16 protein-coding genes are annotated in these 21,632 nt (G+C 64.3%); 12 read left to right on the forward strand and 4 right to left on the reverse strand.

Annotated features, from left to right (window positions below):
- Positions 1 to 177: 177 nt before the first annotated feature.
- The 3 genes from ilvD (PCA20602_RS19055) (at position 178) to PCA20602_RS19065 (ending at position 4,606) form a co-directional block, all read left to right on the forward strand.
- Entirely contained in the window at positions 178 to 2,046 is a 1,869-nt protein-coding gene (ilvD, locus tag PCA20602_RS19055) for a dihydroxy-acid dehydratase (RefSeq protein WP_150722547.1), read from the forward strand.
- Positions 2,047 to 2,252: 206 nt separating this feature from the next.
- Positions 2,253 to 3,926 carry a dihydroxy-acid dehydratase gene (gene ilvD, locus PCA20602_RS19060; RefSeq protein ID WP_150722548.1) on the forward strand — a complete coding sequence of 558 codons (1,674 nt, stop codon included), beginning with the start codon at positions 2,253 to 2,255 and terminating at the stop codon, positions 3,924 to 3,926.
- Between the two features lie 290 nt (positions 3,927 to 4,216).
- Complete coding sequence (locus tag PCA20602_RS19065; RefSeq protein ID WP_246182239.1) at positions 4,217 to 4,606, forward strand: c-type cytochrome; 390 nt, start codon at positions 4,217 to 4,219, stop codon at positions 4,604 to 4,606.
- Positions 4,607 to 4,696: 90 nt separating this feature from the next.
- Here PCA20602_RS19065 and PCA20602_RS19070 read toward each other — a convergent pair whose 3' ends face one another.
- Genes PCA20602_RS19070 through PCA20602_RS19080 form a run of 3 tightly spaced genes read right to left on the reverse strand, consistent with a single transcriptional unit; the run spans position 4,697 to position 6,998 of the window.
- Positions 4,697 to 5,071 carry a DUF2486 family protein gene (locus PCA20602_RS19070; RefSeq protein WP_174981319.1) on the reverse strand — a complete coding sequence of 125 codons (375 nt, stop codon included), beginning with the start codon at positions 5,069 to 5,071 and terminating at the stop codon, positions 4,697 to 4,699.
- Positions 5,072 to 5,073: 2 nt separating this feature from the next.
- A complete protein-coding gene (locus PCA20602_RS19075) occupies positions 5,074 to 5,490 on the reverse strand; it encodes a DNA polymerase III subunit chi (RefSeq protein WP_150722550.1) in 417 nt (138 codons plus the stop codon).
- Positions 5,487 to 6,998 (reverse strand): leucyl aminopeptidase, encoded by a 1,512-nt coding sequence (locus tag PCA20602_RS19080; protein WP_150722551.1) that lies wholly within the window; start codon positions 6,996 to 6,998, stop codon positions 5,487 to 5,489. Before PCA20602_RS19080 ends, PCA20602_RS19075 begins: the two co-directional genes overlap by 4 nt.
- Before the next feature lie 91 nt (positions 6,999 to 7,089).
- On the opposite strand from PCA20602_RS19080, the gene lptF reads away from it, so the two are divergent.
- The 9 genes from lptF to PCA20602_RS19120 all read left to right on the forward strand — a co-directional run bounded on the left by lptF (position 7,090) and on the right by PCA20602_RS19120 (position 20,706).
- Positions 7,090 to 8,217 (forward strand): LPS export ABC transporter permease LptF, encoded by a 1,128-nt coding sequence (gene lptF, locus PCA20602_RS19085; RefSeq protein ID WP_150722552.1) that lies wholly within the window; start codon positions 7,090 to 7,092, stop codon positions 8,215 to 8,217.
- Positions 8,217 to 9,356 carry an LPS export ABC transporter permease LptG gene (gene lptG / locus PCA20602_RS19090; RefSeq protein ID WP_150722693.1) on the forward strand — a complete coding sequence of 380 codons (1,140 nt, stop codon included), beginning with the start codon at positions 8,217 to 8,219 and terminating at the stop codon, positions 9,354 to 9,356. Before lptF ends, lptG begins: the two co-directional genes overlap by 1 nt.
- Before the next feature lie 10 nt (positions 9,357 to 9,366).
- Positions 9,367 to 9,747 carry a sirohydrochlorin chelatase gene (locus PCA20602_RS19095; protein ID WP_150722553.1) on the forward strand — a complete coding sequence of 127 codons (381 nt, stop codon included), beginning with the start codon at positions 9,367 to 9,369 and terminating at the stop codon, positions 9,745 to 9,747.
- A 325-nt stretch (positions 9,748 to 10,072) separates the two neighbouring features.
- On the forward strand, positions 10,073 to 10,435 hold the full coding sequence (locus PCA20602_RS19100) for a hypothetical protein (protein ID WP_150722554.1): 363 nt from the start codon (positions 10,073 to 10,075) through the stop codon (positions 10,433 to 10,435).
- A gap of 53 nt (positions 10,436 to 10,488) precedes the next feature.
- Positions 10,489 to 10,773, forward strand: a complete 285-nt coding sequence (locus tag PCA20602_RS19105; protein ID WP_150722555.1) for a hypothetical protein — start codon at positions 10,489 to 10,491, stop codon at positions 10,771 to 10,773.
- Positions 10,763 to 10,909, forward strand: coding sequence for a hypothetical protein (locus PCA20602_RS25710; RefSeq protein ID WP_174981322.1), 147 nt, complete (start codon positions 10,763 to 10,765; stop codon positions 10,907 to 10,909). The genes PCA20602_RS19105 and PCA20602_RS25710 overlap by 11 nt, the downstream gene beginning before the upstream one ends.
- A 174-nt stretch (positions 10,910 to 11,083) precedes the next feature.
- Positions 11,084 to 15,490 (forward strand): dermonecrotic toxin domain-containing protein, encoded by a 4,407-nt coding sequence (locus tag PCA20602_RS19110; RefSeq protein WP_150722556.1) that lies wholly within the window; start codon positions 11,084 to 11,086, stop codon positions 15,488 to 15,490.
- 259 nt (positions 15,491 to 15,749) lie between these two features.
- On the forward strand, positions 15,750 to 20,162 hold the full coding sequence (locus PCA20602_RS19115) for a dermonecrotic toxin domain-containing protein (protein WP_150722557.1): 4,413 nt from the start codon (positions 15,750 to 15,752) through the stop codon (positions 20,160 to 20,162).
- 43 nt (positions 20,163 to 20,205) lie between these two features.
- Positions 20,206 to 20,706: a hypothetical protein gene (locus PCA20602_RS19120; protein ID WP_150722558.1), complete on the forward strand. Its 501-nt coding sequence runs from the start codon at positions 20,206 to 20,208 to the stop codon at positions 20,704 to 20,706.
- A 49-nt stretch (positions 20,707 to 20,755) separates the two neighbouring features.
- On the opposite strand, the gene cobA is transcribed toward PCA20602_RS19120, so the two are convergent.
- Positions 20,756 to 21,565 (reverse strand): uroporphyrinogen-III C-methyltransferase, encoded by an 810-nt coding sequence (gene cobA / locus PCA20602_RS19125; RefSeq protein ID WP_150722559.1) that lies wholly within the window; start codon positions 21,563 to 21,565, stop codon positions 20,756 to 20,758.
- Positions 21,566 to 21,632 lie beyond the last annotated feature (67 nt).

A 21,632-nucleotide genomic window follows, 5' to 3' on the forward strand; every position in this document is an offset into this window, starting at 1 on the left:
AGTCAAATAATATATTTGACAAGCATCCAAGGAAAGACGAATCTTGACGTCCGGCCGGATCGACCCGCCGTCCCGCCGTCCTGAAAGGGCGACGGTTCGACGAATCGCGCTGTAAAGCGCCGCACGGCCCCAGGTTTTCCGTTGACCCCACAAGCACAAAGCGTTTCAGAGACGACCATGCCTCAATACCGTTCCCGCACCTCCACCCACGGCCGCAACATGGCCGGCGCCCGCGCCCTGTGGCGTGCCACCGGCATGACCGACGACGACTTCGGCAAGCCGATCATCGCCGTGGTGAACTCGTTCACGCAGTTCGTTCCGGGTCACGTGCACCTGCGCGATCTGGGCGCCATCGTGGCCAAGGAGATCGAAGCGGCGGGCGGCGTAGCCAAGGAATTCAACACCATCGCCGTGGACGACGGCATCGCCATGGGTCACGGCGGCATGCTGTACTCGCTGCCGTCGCGCGAACTGATCGCTGACTCCGTCGAATACATGGTCAACGCGCACTGCGCCGACGCCATGGTCTGCATCTCCAACTGCGACAAGATCACCCCGGGCATGCTCATGGCCGCCATGCGCCTGAACATTCCGGTCGTGTTCGTCTCGGGCGGCCCGATGGAAGCCGGCAAGGTCAAGAACGGCGACGGACAGGTCATCGCCAAGATCGACCTGATCGACGCCATGATCAAGGCCGCCGATCCGAAGATCAGCGACGCCGAAGTGGCCGAAGTCGAGCGCAGCGCCTGCCCGACGTGCGGTTCGTGCTCGGGCATGTTCACCGCCAACTCGATGAACTGCCTGACCGAAGCCATCGGCCTCGCGCTGCCGGGCAACGGCACGATCGTCGCCACGCACGGCTGGCGTCGCGGCCTGTTCGAGCAGGCTGGCCGTCTCGTGGTCGACCTGTGCCGTCGCTACTATCAGGAAGACGACGCTTCGGTCCTGCCGCGCAACATCGCCACCAAGGCTGCCTTCGAAAACGCCATGGCGCTCGACGTCGCCATGGGCGGCTCGACCAACACCGTGCTGCACTTGCTCGCCGCCGCGCAGGAAGCCGGCGTCGACTTCAAGATGGCCGACATCGACCGCATCTCGCGCAACGTGCCGTGCCTGTGCAAGGCCGCACCGGCGACCGACAAGTACCACATCGAAGACGTGCACCGCGCCGGCGGCATCATCGGCATTCTGGGCGAACTCGCTCGCGGCGGCCTGCTCGACACGTCGTGCGGCAACGTCCACAGCGGCACCCTCGGCAACGCCATCGCCCAGTGGGACGTCACGAACGCCGCCAATGACAAGGCGCAAACGTTCTACAGCGCCGCCCCCGGCGGTGTGCCCACGACCATCGCCTTCAGCCAGTCGTCGACGTATCCGTCGCTCGACCTGAATCGCGAAACCGGCTGCATCCGCGACAAGGAACACGCGTACACGAAGGACGGCGGTCTGGCCGTGCTGTACGGCAACCTCGCCGAGAAGGGTTGCATCGTGAAGACGGCCGGCGTGGACGAAGCGCAATGGGTCTTCACCGGCCGTGCGCGCGTGTTCGAGAGCCAGGACGACGCCGTCGAAGGCATTCTGGGCGACAAGGTCCAGCCGGGCGACGTGGTCGTGATCCGCTACGAAGGGCCGAAGGGCGGTCCGGGCATGCAGGAAATGCTGTACCCGACGTCGTACCTGAAGTCGAAGGGCCTGGGCAAGACCTGCGCCCTGTTCACGGACGGCCGCTTCTCGGGCGGTTCGTCGGGCCTCGTGATCGGTCACGCCTCGCCGGAAGCGGCCGAAGGCGGCACCATCGGTCTGGTGGAAGACGGCGACGTGATCGAGATCGACATCACGCAGCGCAAGATGCATCTGGCCGTCCCGGACGAGGAACTCGCCCGCCGCCGCGCCGCCATGCAAGCCCGTGGTGACGACGCATGGCAGCCGATCGGCCGCGAACGCGTGGTCTCGCAGGCCCTGCAAGCCTACGCCGCGCTGGCCACCTCGGCCGACCGTGGCGCCGTGCGCGATCTGTCGCAACTGAAGCTGGGCAAGCGAGGATAATTCCACCGGTACCGTCAAGTACGGTCATCGGTCGGATCGGGAGGGGCACGCACCCGTGCTCCTCCCGTGCAACAAGACAGCAATGGCATGAAGCGGTACGCCGGAAAATCGGCCGTACCGTCGGCAGGACAGCGTGATACAACAACGCCTATGTGCGACGCTGCGACAGCCCGTGGCGTGGCGCATCCCCACAGGAGAGAGACGTCATGGCATTCAACCGTCGTTCGCGCAACGTCACGCAAGGCGTGGCTCGCTCGCCCAACCGCTCGATGTACTACGCGCTGGGCTACAAGGAAGAAGACTTCGACAATCCGATGATCGGCGTGGCCAACGGCCATTCGACGATCACCCCGTGCAACGCGGGGTTGCAGCGTCTGACCGACGCCGCAGTGGACGCCATCAAGACCCACCAGGCCAACCCGCAGACCTTCGGCACCCCGACCATCTCCGACGGCATGTCGATGGGCACGGAAGGCATGAAGTACTCGCTCGTCTCGCGTGAAGTCATCGCCGACTGTATCGAGACGGCCGTGCAGGGCCAATGGATGGACGGCGTGGTCGTCATCGGCGGCTGCGACAAGAACATGCCGGGCGGCATGATTGCGCTGGCTCGCATCAACGTGCCGGGCATCTACGTCTACGGCGGGACGATCAAGCCGGGCAACTGGAAGGGCAAGGACCTCACCATCGTCTCCTCGTTCGAGGCCGTGGGCGAATTCACCGCCGGGCGCATGACCGAAGCCGACTTCAAGGGCATCGAGAAGAACGCCTGTCCATCGACCGGCTCCTGCGGCGGGATGTACACGGCCAACACGATGAGTTCGTCGTTCGAGGCGCTGGGCATGTCCCTGCTCTACTCGTCGACGATGGCCAACCCCGATCAGGAGAAAGTCGACTCGGCCGCCGAATCGGCCCGCGTGCTGATCGAAGCCGTCAAGCAGGACCTCAAGCCGCGCGACATCATCACGCGCAAGTCCATCGAGAATGCGGTAGCCCTGATCATGGCCACGGGCGGCTCGACCAACGCCGTGCTGCACTATCTCGCCATCGCGCATGCGGCCGACGTCGAGTGGAGCATCGAAGACTTCGAGCGCATTCGTGCGCGCGTTCCGGTCATCTGCGACCTGAAGCCGTCGGGCAAGTACGTCGCGACCGACCTGCACAAGGCCGGTGGCATTCCGCAAGTGCTCAAGATTCTGCTCGACGCGGGTCTGCTGCATGGCGACTGCATGACCATCACCGGGCGCACCATCGCCGAAGAGCTGAAGGAGGTGCCGTCGGTGCCGCGCGCCGATCAGCACGTGATCTTCCCCATCGATCGTGCGCTCTACAAGGAAGGCCACCTGGCCATTCTCAAGGGCAATCTGGCGGAGGACGGCGCCGTCGCCAAGATCACCGGGCTCAAGAATCCTGTGATCACCGGCCCGGCGCGCGTGTTCGACGACGAGCAGAGCGCGATGGAAGCGATTCTCAGCGACAAGATTCAGGCGGGCGACATTCTGGTGCTGCGCTACCTCGGACCGAAGGGCGGCCCGGGCATGCCGGAGATGCTCGCACCGACGTCCGCGATCATCGGCAAGGGGCTCGGCGAGTCGGTCGGCTTCATCACGGACGGCCGCTTCTCGGGCGGCACCTGGGGCATGGTCGTCGGGCACGTGGCGCCGGAGGCGTTCGTGGGTGGCACCATCGCGCTGGTGAAGGAAGGCGACTCGATTACCATCGATGCCCACAAGCTGCTGTTGCAACTGAATGTGGCCGACGATGAACTCGCCCGCCGTCGTGCCGCGTGGAAGGCACCTGCACCGCGATACACGCGTGGTGTTCTGGCCAAGTACGCCGCACTCGCACAACCGGCCAACAAGGGCGGTGCGACGGGCTGACGACAGGCCCACGTGACGGGTCCCCGTCACGTGACCTCCCCGGCCCCCCGCCTGCGGACTACGGCGCGCTTCGCTCACCCGGCGAACGCGCCGTTTTTCATGCGCCGCCATGCGTCTTCATGACACGCCGAAGCGCGGGTTCGCCGCCGTATAATGGCGCGTCGATGCGCCTGCCCCAAACCCTTAGGCCGTTACCCTGTCGCCCCATCCTTCGTGGACGACTGCGGACGTCCCCCTCCGGCAGCCTCGCATCGCGAATCCATCAAAGGTCATCGGTCGGGGAGTACCAAATGAAGGGATTGACCGGCGTTTGTGCCGGCGCGATGTTGAGTGTCTGGCTGACGCTCGCCACTGGCGCGGCCTTCGCGCAAGGCGACACGACATCAGCCCCCGCGTCCGACGTGCCCGATGCACGTGCGATGGAAACGCTTGCCCGCGCCCGCAACTGCATGACGTGCCACGCGGCCGACAGAACGCTGCTCGCACCGTCATACCGCGACATCGCGAAACGCTACGCCGGACAGCCGGGCGCAGCCGATGCGCTCGCACGCTCGATTTCCGACGGTAGTCAGGGGAAGTGGGGAAAGATTCCGATGCCGGCGAGCCTGCAACTCGCCCCGGGTGAGGCCAACCGGCTCGCGCAGTGGATTCTCGGGATGGCGCGCCCGTCACGCTCCTAGACCGGGCGGCAGGAACCCCAACGGGCGACAGCGCCAGACGTTGGCCTCATGCGCCAGGGCGAAGCGAGTCCCCGCCTGCGCAACTGCACATCACCCTTGCGAGCGCACCTGCTTCGCGACCTCTTCGATCACCGCCTGACGGATGCGATCCGGCAGTTGCGCCTGCAAGGCGTCGGCGACCTGCTTGCCGATCAGTTGCACGAGCCACGACGTCTGATCGATCAACGCGTCGTGGCAGCGACGCTCCACCATCGTCGTGATCTCGTCGGCCAGTTGCAGCGTGAGCCGGGCGCTAACGCGCTCGGCAAAGACCGCCACATCGGCCGGCACGCCTTTTTCCGTCGCTTGTACCGCCTCGTCGGCAGAGGCATCGGCCGTGTCCGGCTGCGGCGTCCCTTCGCCCGGCGCGAGCACTTCGGTCAGCGTGGGAATGCCGGGATCGTTGCGCTCGGGCTCGTTCGTCACGGTCAACCTCGTTGGTCGTAGTTGTTCAGGGTGTAGCCCCGGTCACGGTAGAAACGATAACGCTCGCGAGCGCCGGACAAGTCTTCCGGGGTGTCGCCGATGATCTCCACAACGCGCTCGAACCGGGCGAAGTGCGTGGGCACGCTGCCCGCCAGATTCAACAGCACCTGATGGTGCTGAGCCTGCTCGTCGGGTGCAGCCAGCACGACCGGCGTCTTTGCGGCGAGCGGATCTCGGGTGAAGCAGTGCGGCACGAACTCCAGCGGCGAAAACGTCCACAGGGCCTGATCGAACGCGCGCAGCACGTCGGGTTCGCCAACGACCACGAGCGTCTGCCCGGCCCCGTAGACCTTGCGCGCGAACCGGCACGCGTATTCGAGCCGGTTCGCCACATGCGTGTGAAAGTCGACGCGGGTCACCGGGCCTCGCGATCGATCAGGAACTGCGTGAGCAACGGCACCGGACGGCCCGTCGCGCCCTTGGCCGCGCCATTCTTCCATGCGGTACCGGCGATATCCAGGTGCGCCCACTCGTACTTCTCGGTGAAGCGCGCCAGGAAGCAAGCCGCCGTCACGCTACCGGCCGGACGCCCGCCGATGTTCGCCACGTCGGCGAAATTCGACTTGAGCTGCTCCTGATACTCGTCTTCGACCGGCAGACGCCAGGCGGTGTCGCCCGTCGTGCGGCCGGCTGCCAGCAGTTCGTCGGCGAGGGCGTCGCTCTTGGAGAACAGCCCCGAATTCACGTGGCCCAATGCGATGATGCACGCGCCAGTAAGCGTGGCGACGTCGATCACCGCTGCCGGCTTGAAGCGCTCGGCGTACGTCAGGGCATCGCACAGGATCAGACGGCCTTCGGCGTCGGTATTGAGCACCTCGATGGTCTGACCGGACATGCTGGTCACGACATCGCCCGGCTTGGTCGCCTGACCGCTCGGCATGTTCTCCGTGGCCGGCACGATGGCGACGACGTTGAGCTTGAGGCCCATCTCGGCGACCGCACGAATCGTGCCGAGCACCGAACCGGCGCCGCACATGTCGTACTTCATCTCGTCCATGCCCTCGCCCGGCTTGAGCGAGATGCCGCCCGTATCGAACGTCACGCCCTTGCCCACGAGCACGATCGGGGCCTGCTTGGCGCTGCCCCCTTCATACTTGAGGACGATGAACTGCGGCGGCTCGACCGAGCCACGGGCGACCGACAGGAACGACCCCATCTTGAGCGCCTCGATCTGCTTCGGGCCGAGGATTTCCGACTTGAGCTTGAATTCGCGGCCGAGCTTACGGGCGGTGTCGGCCAGATACGTCGGCGTGCACACGTTGCCCGGCAGGTTGCCGAGATCCTTGGTGAGCGTCATGCCGTTGGCAATCGCTTCGCCATGCCTGGCGGCCAGCTTGGCGGCCTTCAGATCGTCCGGGGCGACCGAGAAGACGACCTTGCGCAGCGCGGTGTTGGCGGGCTCCGCCTTGCTCTTCATCTGGGTGAAGCGGTAGGTGGCGTCGCGCAACGCGATCACCGAGGCGCGCACGGCCCAGGCGGTGTCCTGCGTGAGCACCTTGGTCTGCGGCAGGGTCCAGAGTGCGTCCGTAGCGCGCGAGGCGAGCACGGCGCGAACGGCGGCGCGGGTGGCTTCGTTGAAGTGCTTCTGCGAGAGCTGGTCTTCACGGCCCAGACCGACGAACAGCACACGTGCCGGGCTCCAGCCGGCGACTTCGTGCAGCATCAGGGTGCTGCCGAGCTTGCCGTCGAGTTCGCCACGCTTGACCATGCGGGCGAGCAGGCCCTTGCTCGCGGCGTCGAGCGCCTTGGCGAGTCCTGCGAGCGGCTGCTGCTCGAACACGCCAACCACCAGACATTCGGTCTTTGCGTTGGCGAGACCGGCTTGGCCCGCCTTGGTCGAATCGAAGGCTTTTGTGCTAAAGTCCATCGCGCTTTCCTCGGGTAAAATTCGTACGAGCCGCAATTATCCGCTTTTTTCCGCGCTCGCCCAACCGCGAGAGCACCCCAACCGTCATCACATGATTTTTCAGCGTTCCCTGCAGCGCGAGCTGAACTACACCGCCGGGGCCGTCTTCATGGTGCTGATCACCGTCATGCTCACCACCATGATGATCCGCATCCTGGGCTTCGCCGCGTCGGGGAAAGCCGATCCGCGCGATGTGCTCGTGCTCATCGGCCTGGCCGTGATCGGCTACCTCGCCGTCATTCTGATCGTGACGTTGTTCGTCTCGATCCTGTTCGTCCTCACCCGTTGGTACCGCGACTCGGAAATGGTCGTGTGGTTCGCCTCGGGCCTGTCGATCACCGACTTCATCAAACCGGTACTGCGCTTTGCCGCGCCCTATCTGGCTGTCGTGACGTTCTGCGCACTGGTGGCGTGGCCGTGGGCGAACCAGCAGATCTCGCTGCTCGAAGCGCGTTTCGCCCAGCGGGACGACGTTTCGATGATCTCCCCGGGCCAGTTCCGCGAAAGCGCCGCGAGCCATCGCGTGTTCTTCGTCGAGACGGTCTCCGCCGATGCCACGAAGGTCCACAACGTCTTCGTCTCCGGCACGGAAAACGGCAAGGTCAACGTCGTCGTCTCGAAAGACGGTCATATCGAGACGGCCAAGGACGGCAACCGCTACATCGTGCTGGAAAAAGGCCGCCGCTACGACGGCGTGCCCGGACAGCCCGACTACCGCGTGATGGAGTTCGAGCGCTACGGCGTGAAGATCGACAATCCGACGGCGGCCGATCCGGACAATACGCCGACCAAGGGCGTGCCGACGGCCCGCCTGTTCCGTGAAATCCAGAACCCTATCTTCCGTGGCGAAATCGTCTGGCGCATCGGCCTGCCGTTGCTGGCACTCTCGCTGGTCCTGCTGGCGGTACCGCTCGCCTACCAGAACCCGCGTCACGGTCGAACCGTCAACCTGGTCATGGCCGTGCTGATTTATCTGGCGTACACCAACCTGCTGAGCCTGTCGCAGGCATGGGTGGCGCAGGAGCGTCTGCCGCTGGCCGTCGGCGTGTGGCTGCTGCACGCGCTGGCACTGGCCATCATCGTGCTGCTTTACCTGCGCCGCGTGCGCTTCCGTGGCCTGTTCGGCCGTCGCCGCAATCACGGCGCCGGCGGGGCGCGTGCCTCGGGAGGTGCCCGATGATGCGCGTCTACGAGAAGTACTTTGCCCGTCAGATCTATCTGGCGTTCCTGTTCGTGCTGCTGGCGTTCGTCGGCCTGTTCGTCTTCTTCGATCTGGTCAGCGAACTCGGTGATGTCGGGCGAGGCGGCTACCGCTTCCAGCATGCGCTGGCTTACGTGCTGCTGTTCGCGCCGCAGCGCATGTACGAAATCATTCCGGTCGCCTCGCTGATCGCCGCCATCTATGTCTGCGCGCAGCTGGCCGGCAATTCGGAATTCACCATCTTCCGCGTTTCGGGACTGTCGACGGGGCAGGCGCTGCGCTCGCTGCTCAAGATCGGGTTCCCGGTGGTGCTCATGACCTTCGTCATCGGCGAGTACATCGCGCCGAGCGCCGAGCAACTGGCACAGAAGATTCGCCTCGAAGCCCTGGGGAGTTCGGTCTCGGCGGGCTTCCGTTCAGGTGTCTGGGTGAAAGACACCATCGATCAGGACGGTCAGCGCGTGACCCGCTTCATCAACGTCGGCACGCTCAATCCGGATAACACCATCGCCAACGTGCGCATTTACGAGTTCGACGACAAGTTGCGGCTCGACAGCGTGCGACTGGCCAAGCTCGGCCAGTTCGATGCCCCGAATTACTGGAAACTGACGGACGTATCCGAGACGGTCTTCGCCGCGACGACCGACGCCACGACCAGCACCGACCCGCTACGCGCCCTCGTGCAGAGCAAGCAGGTGCACATCGACACGGTGCAGATGCGCTCGGAACTCACGCCGCAGATCCTGTCGGTGCTGATGGTCTCGCCCGACAACATGGCGATCGGCAGTCTGTACCGCTACATCGGCCACCTGAAGGAAAACCAGCAGAACACCGACCGCTACAACCTCGCGCTGTGGCAGAAGCTGCTGTACCCGTTCGCCGTCTTCGTGATGATGGCGCTGGCGCTGCCGTTCGCCTATCTCCATGCGCGCGCCGGGGCCATCGGCCTGAAGGTGTTCGGCGGCATCATGCTCGGCATGAGCTTCCAGTTGCTCAACAACCTGTTCTCTCATCTGGGGCTGCTCAACACCTGGCCGGCGTGGTTCACGGCGGCCTTGCCATCGCTGCTCTATCTGGTGCTCGCCATCGGGGCGTTGCGCTGGGTCGACAAGCATTGAGGTGACGACGATGCGCGGCAAATCCGGTGTCGTTCTCTTCGCCCACGGTTCGCGCGATCCGCGGTGGGCCGAGCCGTTCGAGCGCCTGCGCGACCAGTTGGTCGCGCAGCGCCCCGACGCCAACGTCAGCCTGGCGTTTCTCGAACTGATGACGCCCAGTCTGGCCGATGCCGTCGACGCACTCGTCGCACAAGGCAGCGCCGACATTACCGTCGTGCCCGTCTTTCTCGGTCAGGGCGGCCACGTCCGGCGCGATCTGCCGGTGCTCGTCGACGCCTGCCGCGCCGCACACCCCGGCGTCACCCTGCGCGTGAGCGCTGCCATCGGCGAGGACGCCGCCGTGATTCAGGCGCTCGCGACGTACTGCGCAGGCGAACTGGATCGCCGCTGACCACAGACGGATTCGCCCGGCGTTTCCCGCCACAACTCCACCTCAGCTCCACCTCCGCTCCTCCTTCCCCTTCCGCTCCCCCTCCCTTGCGTCGTCGTTCTGACATTCGGTATGCCAGTGCCTTGTGTCGTCGCACCGCGTACTCACATGCACGTACCGGGCCGCCTCCCAATCGTTCGCGTTGCACGGCGTTGACCACAATTTGCAAGTTGCGGGGGGGCTCCCCCGGCAGACTTTCGCCGTACGCCCCGTGCACACGCCCACTGGCGCAGTCCGGTCACATGCGCTGTACCGCGGGCCTTTTTTCGTCGACGAAAGTTCCGATATGCCCGCCACCCTACCCAACGCACTGACGACACACACCTTCGCGCCGAATCGTCTCGATAGCCTGGACGGCCTCGCTAACGCGACGAGCCACGACACGCGTTACGACATTGCCCGATTCAATTCTCTCTCCACACGAGCCTGCGCAATGCTCGACGAGCCGCCCGAAGCGCAGCCCGCGCTGGGGCTGATGCTTCGACTGACCGAGCAGGGTATCCCCGTCGAGGACCTGTCCAACGATGGAGTGTGGGCGCCGTTTGCCGGGTCATCACGCAGCGACCTCGCGTGTACCTCGGTCATGTCCGCACGGGACTCCTGCGCGCGTGCGCGCTGGTCCCATCGCACTACTCGCTGGAAAACATGATCGGCTTGTTCAACCATCAAGCACGATTGCTGCCTCAGGAGTCGTTCTGGCTCATGTCCGATCTTCAGGAAATCGGCAGCATGACAGCCCGGTACCTGGACACACCGTCACTGAACGTCGGCATCCAGACGCTAAGCACGCTATTCGATGGCCCGAGCACCGGAGCACGCGCGTTCGAAGTGACGGCAGGTACCCGCACCCTGATGCTCGGACGCCGTCTTCAAGCGGAAGGCGAAACACAATACTACTTCGTGGACCCTGCGGCGGCCATGGTCATGCACAACGACTATCCGACGCTGCTCGGACTCGCGCGCGCATATCTCCGCAATGGCGAGTGACTACGGCGTGGTCAGTGAAGACGGCGCCTACACTGTCGACGCCAGAGAGCTCGATCTGGTCTGGCTTGACGAGGTGTATCTGGTGCGCGAGTACACCGAGCCCGTGCTGATTCGGGTAGCGATGCGTTTTGTTTGACCATGCGTGTTTGCGCCGAGGGTCAGCCCCCGGTTACCCCCATCACCTGAGTCCTGAGCCGACGGAGGTTTCGATATGCAGGTAAACGCAGCAGGAACGCGGACGGCAGCGACGCCACGTGCCGGGTTTGACGAGACATCCGTCGAAACGCCTGCCCATCGCACGGTGGCAGACGTGACAGGTTTCCAGGCGCTGTCCACGTCGGCTTGCACGATGCTCGGCGAGTCACCGGAAGCCAGCACGGCGTTGGGTCTCCTGTTACGGCTGGCTGCACACAACGTCCCGGTCGAAGACCTCGCCGCGCTGAATGACAACCTCATCGAACGGATTGCCGACACGTTCGGCGACGATCCGTCGCGGGCGACCTACCTTCTCGACAGGCTCCCCGGCGAACTTGCCGGACGAAGGCCAGAGACGCCCGTAGCGGAAGTCTGTGAAGCACTACTCGACGAGATCGTCCAGCCCGATCCCAAATCGTTCGAAGCATGCGAGACAACGTCTCCCCCACCAACGCCCGGCTTCGGCAGTGCATGGTGGCGCTACTTTCGCGACTGGCGAACGTCGATCGTCAAGGCGTGGCAAACGTTTCTACTGCTGGGTAGCGGGGCGTGTGCCGACGATCGCGGCATCACGCTGACGAACACGTCGACGAGTCCGTCGCGCGGTTCGCACGACGTGCCCGCATTGGATTTCACCCGCAGCGGAAAGACAGGGTACTTGCTGGGATTGCTGTTCCTGTCGTCGGGATGTCATCAACAGCGCCCGGGGCAGCCGGACCGACTGCCGGGTGCATTCCCCGCATCGAGCGAGCCGATCGCCGGCGACGCCGTCTTCGATGTCCCCGAGGACATCACCGCGATGCCCGAAGCGGACCAGACGATGCTCGACCGTATCAGCCGGATAATCGCGGACTCGACTCGCCTCGCGACGGCACTCTCCATGCCTGCCGCCGGCGCGCTGCACGCGACACTTGAACGGCTCCGGTCTCTCCCGTCATGCGGCTTACCTGCCGTGAACGCCTACCTGCCTTCCAGACCGGCCCTCCTCGTCACGAACGGCAAGGCAAACGCGTCGCCCTTCCCCGGCATGTCCGCCTCGCCGGAAATGCAGCATCTGATGAATGTCGCCCAGTTGTGGCGACACCGTGTCGCGGCCCACCAGGCGCTGCATGCGCGGTTCAGCCCGATGCTCACGTTCACGCCCTTGCCGACTGAGGAAACGCTGCTTTACGGCCTGCTCGGTGACGCCGACGAACTCCGCTCGTCCAATGTGACCCAACTCAGGCTCAGGCGCCACATGCCGTCTGAAAACGGCGGCCGGACCAAGCGGGTGACGTACTGGTCGCTGCCGGACGCGGCCAACCACATCCGTGCCGGCAAACTCAACCTGACCGAAGCGGACGCGGACGTCGACTTCGATGTTTGCGTCGAGACGCCGGAAGGCGCCGTCTACGAAACGCCCTCGCTCCTGTCGGCGACGCGATTGGGTGAGATCGTCTCGCGATGGATCGTGGCGTGCCGGGAGCGAGCCGCCAGGATGTGGAACCCGTCCGGCGATCTGACGCAGCGGGCGAACGCCAGCCTGACCACTGCGGTGAGCACCGCTCTGGCGGCAGGCGATCTGTCGCTGGCCCGGAACAACGGGGTTCTCCCCAATCGGGCCCTGCATCTGGGACAAGCCGCACTGGCCAACATTTCGCTCTCGGACGATCCGTCGAACCACGTCTTCACCTCCCATCGGCTGGAGTTCTCCGTACGCATCGGCAATGGCACGTGGCAGACGGCCACGCCTGCGGGCACGTGCGTGGTCAGTGCGCCGTCCGCAAACGACACCACGCTGCTCTACGTTCAAGGCGACACGCAATCGTGGCGAGCTTATGCGTCCAAACAGGCATTGCTCGACGACATCGGCAACAACGAAGCGGCGCTGCTCAACCTGCTGTGCGACCGTCTGCCGCTATCGCTGCGCCGGTGCGCCCAAACGCAGGTGCCCACGATCACGCTGCGGCATCAACAGGTCAAACAGCCACTGGAACTCGCAACGCAGGCCACGCTCGCCACGATCGCGGCGGACGGCCCGCTACCGCTCGTCGGCACGCACACACGCCCTCGCCTCGCGCAATATCTCGCGTGGCTTTCCGGCGCGAACTCGCCCGCTGTGGCGCTCAGTCTGCAACAGCGCCGGGCGCAGATGCGTTCCGACAACCCTCGCGCCGTCGGCAAGTTGCCCGAAGTGTCGCTGCGTGACGTCTCGGCAATCGGTCACCTCGCGGATCTGCGACACCGGGTATCGTCATCGATCCCGCGCGTGCGCCTCATGACACAGCACCATCTCAGAGCGCAGTTGAAGCGGTGCGGGGCGCATCGCATCGACCCCGACACCGTTTATGTCAAAGTCGGTTGGCTGGAAGCAAGATCGCTCACCGACGTTGTCCTCAGTGCGTCGCTCGACACGGACAAGTTCGCCGACCTGCCGCTGCTCGTGCAGGGTGCTCACGGCCTGCAAAACATGGCTGGTTCGGGCCGCGCGCCTGTCTTCAAAGATGTCTTCGACAGCGCGTCTGCCGAAACCCTACGGACGAAACTCGACAGCGCCAGCCAGACGTTCTGGGACACGTCGCGCGATCACGTCCGCAACGTCATCAAATCCGAATTCATCGCGCAAGTCTGGTTACACCGCACGCATGGACAGATGTCGGACAGTCTGGTCACCATCGCGTCGCACATCGCCGGCCCCATCGAACTGCGTCGGCTAAACGGTGAATACCTCGCACAGGTCATCGAAACACCGGGGGTGGAGCGGGAGTGGTTGCGCATTGCCGGGCGCGCTACCACGCTGATGCTCGCATCGATCGCCGGGCAGACGCCATGCCTGTTGATCGCCCCCTACTCCGAAGGCCTGCGCGTGTATGGTTTCGACGATCGCTCGCAATTGACGACGTGGTTCGATCAGCAAATGCGCAACGATACGACGCGGGCGCGCATCGCATCGACACTCTCCGAATTCACCTTGCCCGACGCCGCGTGGCTTGCGAAGGCCAGTCTCGACGACAAGGGAGCGCGAGAGACACTCGCGCGCGATACTTTCACAGCGGTAGCATCGGCGTATGAGATGCGTCAGCAAACGCATTGGCAACATGACGCGGGCACGGAATCCGGCACGCGTCCCGTGCTGACGATCATGGATCTGATGGCGAAATTCGATCTGGCGCTGGGCGTGGGCACCTGGCTGCTGCCGGCAGCCCGTCCGATCAGCATCGCTTACTCTGCGGTCGACATGGGGGTCGGCGTAATCAGCATGGTCGGCGGCCTCATGACCGACGATTCGGATTTGTCCAGGCAGGGGTGGCACTCCGTGCTATCCGCCATCGGTGCGCAAGGCATGAGAGCGGCGCACTTTCGGGCGCTCATGATACTGAAGGGCGACCTGCGCTACAGGTACTTCGTCGCCGACGCCCCGCGCGAAGAGGAGGCCCTGATCGAGGGCTTGCACCGCGTTGCCGGCAGGTTCTATGCGGCCATCGACTCGGACACGCGCGCCTATTTGTCATTCGATGAGATGACCGGATTTTTCCGCATGATCGACGCCGATCCGGGCGCATCGGTCAGCGACAGCGCACCACTCCTGACGCGCTCGCCCAGCGGTCACTGGCACGTCCCGGTGCAATCCGAGTTTCAGGTGCCGGCGCTGGATGAGCCGCAAACGGCGTGGCGTATCGATCAGGGCTTCCGGGCTCGCCACGATCAGTTGCGTGATGCACGTCATGCCGCCTTCGAACGCGCCCGTCGCGCGGTCACGAGTTCGGGCACCTCCGGCACGCACACGCAGCTTCGCTGGCAATTGCGGTTGCGCAAGCTCGAATTTCTCGATCTGTCGGAGCAAGACCTGGAAAGACTCGGCACGCTGGCCGGGCGCATCGACTTTCTGCAAAACGTGGTGGATGCCGCCGAACCCTTCGTCATCAGTCCGCTGTCCAGCGATGCGCAGCGTCTGGGCGCGGTATATCGGGAAGTGATCCAGCGCCCGCGCGTCTACATCAGCCACGTGCATGCAGGACTGATGCGCGCGTGTGCCCTGGTGTCGCCGTCACTGCGAATCGAATCGATGGTAGAGATGTTCAATCGCATCGGCCGATGGCCGCCCTCGGTCACCAGCGACTATGTCAACGATCTCAACGAGTTCGGTCAGGCCACGCTCAGCTACATCGAGTCGCCACCGATATCGCTCGGATTCCCCAGTCTGGACACACTGTTCGATGGCGCACGACAAGGCGCCCGGGCGTATGAAGTGACAGCAGGCACGCGCACGCTGTTGCTAGGTCGGCGTATGCGTGACACCGGGGCTACGGAGTATTACTTCATGGACCCGGCTGTAGCGATCATCGTGCATCCGGATTACGCGAAGCTACTGAGCATGATGCGCGCTCACCTCAATGCCATGGCGAGCGTATACGACCTGATCAGACGGGGCTCGGTGCTCGCCATCGAGACGAAAGAAATCGACTTGTCCAGGCTCGCCAACGTGATGCTGTACCGCGACTATACGGAGCCGGTGCTGGCGCGCGTTGCCCTGCACATTTGACGTCGATCTCACCTGACGGCCCATATCCCGACGATCCCGACGATCCCGACGATTTGAACACTATCTGCAAGCTGCTGCATGGGTGCGCCGACAGACTGGTGTCGAACGACCGGCGCGCCATGCTTCACGTCACACACGTCGGCCCCATGTCATTGCACGGCAGTTCCTCTCCGATGGGAGCTCAGGCATGTTTCCAAACGCAACCCGTGTGTCTCCTGCGGCAGGCGCCTTGGCCCCCCGGCCAGTCGACTCCGAACGCATGGTGCACACCAGCCCACTCGCCGGGATCACCCGCTTCGACCGGCTGGCCTCGGGGGCGAATGCCATCGTCGACGGGCCCCCGGAAGCCCAACCCGCCCTCGGCCTGATGCTCCGCCTCGCGGAAGTCAACGTGCCGCAGCACGATCTGGCGGCATTGAACGATACGCTCATCGGCGAGTTTGCCGACGTGTTCGACGAGGCGCCGCAACTCGCCATCCACCTCGTGAACATGCTGCCCGAAGCGCTCGCTCGACGGACACAGCGGGAAACGGTCGAAGACGTCTGTCGTCGCCTCCTCAGCCGACGTTCACTGCGCGATCTGGCGCGCTCACTGACTCGCGAGCACGTGCCGAGCGCAGAGTCCGCCCGTTACGGCAGCGCCTGGCATCGCTACTTTTGCGAGTGGCGCGAATGGATCACGGGGGCATGGCAAGACTTCCTGCTGCTCGGGAGCAAGACGCCTGTGCACGATCCCCGATTCACGCTCGCGCTCCCACATGAAGTCGAACCAACGCAGGTTGCTCTCCTGCCGCGCCTCAAGCGTTCAGGGAAAACCGGCTGTGCGCTCGGGCTGCTCTACGCCACATCGCTGGCGCAGTACCGGCCCGATAGCGGGCAGACGCCGTATTACGCGCCGCCCTCTGCCTTCGATGGCATACCCGACCTGCCATCGCAGAGCATCTCGCCAGCCACCTCCGAGACAGCCCTTCTCGACCGGCTCGCGCAGACGTTTGCCGATGCCTCCCGCTATGTGGCCGATGCTGCGGCCCCGGTGTCCGCACAGGTGGACGCCGCATTGGCAGCCATCTCATCGTTCACACCGCTCGCGTTGCCGGGAGTCGATGGCGCGACCACGGCGTCTCCCTTGATCATCAAACGCACGGCCATCGACGCATCGCCCGCGACGACCGAGATGCGCGCCTCGCCTGCGCTGCAAAGTCTTTTCGACATTGCGCACCTGTGGCGACACCGTGGCGCCGCGCACACGGAGCTTCATAAGTCGTTTTCGCCGTTGTTGACGTTCACGGCGCCACCGTCGGAACGCACGCTGCTCGACGGGCTGCTCGCCAACGCGACAGAATTTTCCGGGATCGACCGGACCGAGCTGAGACTAAGGCGCCACGCACCGGCCAAAAATGGAGGACGTCTGCAGCGCGTCACCTACTGGCCGCTGCACGACGCGGCCGAACTCATTCGCTCGGGCCAGTTGAACATCACCGCCCCGGATGACGGCGTGAGCTTCGATGTCAGTCGCATGACGCTCGCCGGTGCCGTATATGAAGCGCCCACCGTCATGACCTCGACGCGATTCGACGACATCGTCAGGCGATGGCGCACGGCGTGCGACGACAGATCCGCGAAAACGTGGGAGTCGCCGCCCGAACTGGCGACGAAGGCAAATTCAAGCCTCACGCAGGCCATCGGCACCGCGTTCGCGCTCGACGAACTGTCGCTCGGTTACACGCATGCGCTGATCGGCAATCGGCCGTTCTATCTGGGACAGAGCGCACTGACCAATCTGTCGCTGTCAAACGATGCGTCAGGCATCTTGTTTGCCACCCATCGCCTCGAATTTACGATCCGTCAGGAGGAGAAAGACCACGTCGTCGCCCCCGCCGGGAGCTGTGTCGTGACAGAGCCGGCGGGCAATGGCACGACGTTGCTCTATCTGCAGGGAGATGCGGCGGCGTGGCGTGCGTTCGCGTCGCCGCAGGCGCTGTTGCGCGACATCGAAAACAACGCACTCGGTTTGCGCAACACGCTGTGCGAACGGCTCCCGCGTGCCTTTCAGACCGAGGCGTTGAACGGTATCCGCGTCACGAAACTGAGCCGACAGACAGCGCAAGGGCCCGTCGCGATGGCGATGCAGGCCACCCTGGATACCGTCAAGGCAGAGGGTTCACTACACGCGAGTCACCACGATACGGGGCCGCGCATTGCGCAGTACCTGACATGGCTCGCGGGCGTGAAGTCGGAGACCGTGGAGCAGGGCCTGCAGGCACTCCGGGAGCAGAGTCAGTCCGCAGGCGTGTCGTTGCCGGGCCAGCCGGTCAGCATCACCTTGCGCGACGTCAATAGCGTGGCCCACGTGGAATTGCTGAGATACGACATTTCGACGGCCGTTCCTCAGGTCAGACAGCTCGTGCGGCGCCACCTCGGCCGCCGGCTGACGACCCTTGGCGTAACACCAGCCAACGGCGATCTGATCTATGTCCGCGCCGCAGGGCGCAACGTGCAATCGCTGACCGAGGCCGTGATGCTCGGCACGGTTCCGTCGGAAGATACGAAACAGCTCACGCTGCTTCTCCCGGAAGTGGGCAGCCAGTACACCTCCGTGTACAGCGTGAAAAAACCGGCCCAACAACCCTTGACGGTGAATGACGTCCTGGATGAGGGCTCGATGAATGAACTGAGGCAGCACATCGATCGGGCCGACGCGAAGTTCTGGGAGACATCGCGCGGCAAAGTCCGCAAGGTGCTCAAGTCCGAGTTCATTGCGCAGGTGTGGATGTCCCGGAGCCGACAACGCATGTCCGTGGATCAGGTGCACATCGCGACACGGATTGCCGGACCGATCGAAATCGGCCGGCTTGGCAGCGATGACCTCGACAACGAAATCAAGACCCCCGAAGTCGAGCGGGAGTGGCTCTGGGTGAGCCAATGGAAATCCCGGCTGATGCGCGTCTCGATTCCGGGTCGCTCGCCCTGTCTGCTGATCGCCCCCTACCCCGGTGGCATGCGAATCTACAGTTTCGATGACCGCGACCGGATGTCCCGGTGGTTCACCGAACAAGTTCGCAGCGACGCGACGCGCGAGCGCATCGTCAGCCTGTTCGACGGCGCACCCGGCAATGCCACGTGGTACAACGCGCCGAGCATCGACATGCGAGGCGTACGCGACACCACGTCGGTCGACACCTTCACCGCCATCGCATCAGCCTATGAGACGCAGCACAATCACCCCGCGCCCTCGACCGTGAAGTCCGAGTACCGCCCGGTGCTCAACTTGATGGACAAGTTCTCGAAAGTCGATCTGGCTTTCGGGCTGGGCAGTTGGGCACTGCCGTTCGCACGCCCCCTCAGTCTGGCCTACTCGGTCGTCGACGCCGGCGTCGGCGCCATCGGCATGGGCGTCGGCTTGGCAACCCACGACAGCGCACTGTTCAAACAAGGGTGGGAGAATTCCTTATCCGCGATCGGGGCGCAAGGCATCGCAGCCTCACGTTTCAAGGTGATGTTGTTTCTGCGCGGAGACGCCCGCTACAAGTATTTCGTATCGCAGGCCCCTCGCGCCGAAGACGCGCTGATCCTCGGCCTGCACCGCGTGGACGGCAGGTTCTACGCCGCCATCGACTCAGACACGCGCGCCTACCTCTCGCTCGATAGCAAGACCGGCTTTTTCCGCATGGCGCCGGAATCCGCCTCGGAAGCGATCAAGGAAGACGCCCCGCTCCTGCGCCGTTCGCAATCGGGGCGCTGGCATGTCGTGACCCAGGCGGATTTTGCGGCGCCCGAGCTGGAAGATCCGGACACCGCCTGGCGCATCGATCAGGGCTTTCGCGCCCGCTTCGACGAATTGCGCGATTTGCGCGATCCGGTCTTCGAGAGCGCGCGGCGCGCCGTGACAAATGCAGACACTGCGGGCAACGCCATCCCGCTGCAATGGCAACTGCGCCTGCTGAAACTCGACTTCATCGACCTTTCGGTGACGGACGCCGAAACCCTCGGCAAGCTCGCCGGGCGCATCGACTATCTGCAAGACGTACTGGATGCTGCCGAGACGTTCGTGATCAGCCCGCTATCCGACGAGGCAACACGGCTGGGAGCGCTCTACAAACCGGTCACGCAGCGCGCACGGGTTTATCTCGGGCATGTCCGTAACGGACTGTTGCGGGCGTGCCCGCTCCTGAGCGAGAACTTCCCGGTTGAAACGGCGGTGACCGTCTTCAATCGCGCGGCAGCACTGCCGCCATCCGCCACGGAACGACTCATGCAGGATCTCAGCGAACTAGGACGTATCGAGCTCAAGTATTTGCCCCAGCGATCCCTCTCTCTGGGCATCGAGACACTCGACACACTCTTCAACGGCGCACAGGACACCGAGCGTGCGTTCGAAATTTCGGCCGGAACCCGCACGCTCCTGATGGGCCGGCACATTCGCACTGGCGCCGCTGCGCAGTACTACTTTCTCGATCCGGCGCTAGCCCTCGTTTCGCACTCGGACAGCCGGACGATCATCGACGTTGTGCGCACGCATCTGAATGCCATGGCGGGTCCATACGAACTGGTCAGGGAAGGCGGAGCTTATGCCATCGGGACGAAGGAAATCGATCTGACCTTTCTGGCAAACGTGCACCTGTTTCGTGACTTCAACGATGTGGTGCCGGTACGCGTCGCCCTCCGACTTTGACTTTCCCATCGACTCAGCCCAACACTTCACAGGAGTTCTTGTTATGCAAATCGGTCTGAAGCACGGCCCAGACCGCACGCCTTTGCACAAACGGGAAACGTTGTCGCGCATCATGAAGCACCTCGATGCGTTGTCTTCACAGGCCGGGGCCACAGCAGCGCTGCGAAGCCTGATCGATGCGGTAAATCAGCGCGGACGAAGCGTGTCCGTCGAGGACGTCGTCGACAGGCTGATGACGCGAAAAGGCGCGCGCGACGTGCAGCGATCGATGGATCGTGCGAAGGCACTGGTGGCGTCTGTGGATGCGAAGGGCGAGCTCTCGATTGCCGAGCTCATCGGGGAGGTCGGTCTCTCGATGGGACTTGCGAGACTGATCGTCATGCAGGGACATCCCGTGACGAAAGGGCTCGCGATCGTTGCGCTGGCGATTCAAAGCTTCCGATGGGGCGGCGTGCACGATCCGCACCGACACCTGCGCGAAATGCACGGTATCGAACACCCGAACCCTGGCATTGCCGCCGTTCGTATGCCGAACGTCGGTTGAGTTGTGCTTTGGGTGTGCTTTGGTGTGCTTTGGTGTGCTTTAGGCCCGCTTACGCGGCCGCCGACACCGGCGGTTGCGTGTCGGCGTGCGCCTGAAGTTCGGGTTGCGCCAGCACGTCGGCAAACGCCTCGCCGACCAATATCACGCTGGGTTGCGAACTGTCGAACCACGAGACGGCAACGCCGTCGCGCAAGTCGGCGAGCGTCATGCCGATGCGGCGCTCGCGTGATGTCGTCACCGACTCGACGATCGCCACCGGGGTCCCCGGCGACTTGCCCGCCCCGATCAGTTCCGAGGCGATGCGCGCGGCGGCGTCGCGGCCCATGTAGTAGACGAGCGAATCCGCAGACGCGTCCTGCGCGATCTCCGGCGATCCCGGCGCGCGGCTTTGCGTGACGAACGCCACGCTGCGCGACACGCCGCGCAGGGTCAGCGAACGTCCGAGCGAAGCGGCACTGGCGAGCGCCGCCGTGATGCCCGGCACGACCTCGACCTCGACCCCTGCGGCTTCCAGCGCGCGCAGTTCTTCGTCTGCCCGGCCGAATAGCATGGGATCGCCGCCTTTCAGGCGCACGACCAGCCCATGTGTACGGGCGTGATCGATCAGTTGCTTGTTGATGAATTGCTGCGCGCTGGAGAGCTTGCCGCAGCGTTTGCCCACGGCGACGAGTTTCGCCTGCGGGCACAGCGCGAGCATTTCCGGTTCGACGAGCGCGTCGTGAAGCACCACGTCCGCTTGTGCCAGCAGACGTGCGCCGCGCACCGTGATCAGGTCGGCGGCACCCGGACCAGCGCCCACCAGATAGACCTTGCCCGGTCGTTGAACCGGTTGCGATTGGGGTGCGTGCGTCGTCGTCATGATGCTGCCGTCGTTTCGTGGGTCCGTCGATTTTCTTTGCCGGCACCGGCGCGCTCATGCGCACCGC

This window comes from Pandoraea capi (assembly GCF_902459735.1).
Classification (GTDB): domain Bacteria; phylum Pseudomonadota; class Gammaproteobacteria; order Burkholderiales; family Burkholderiaceae; genus Pandoraea; species Pandoraea capi.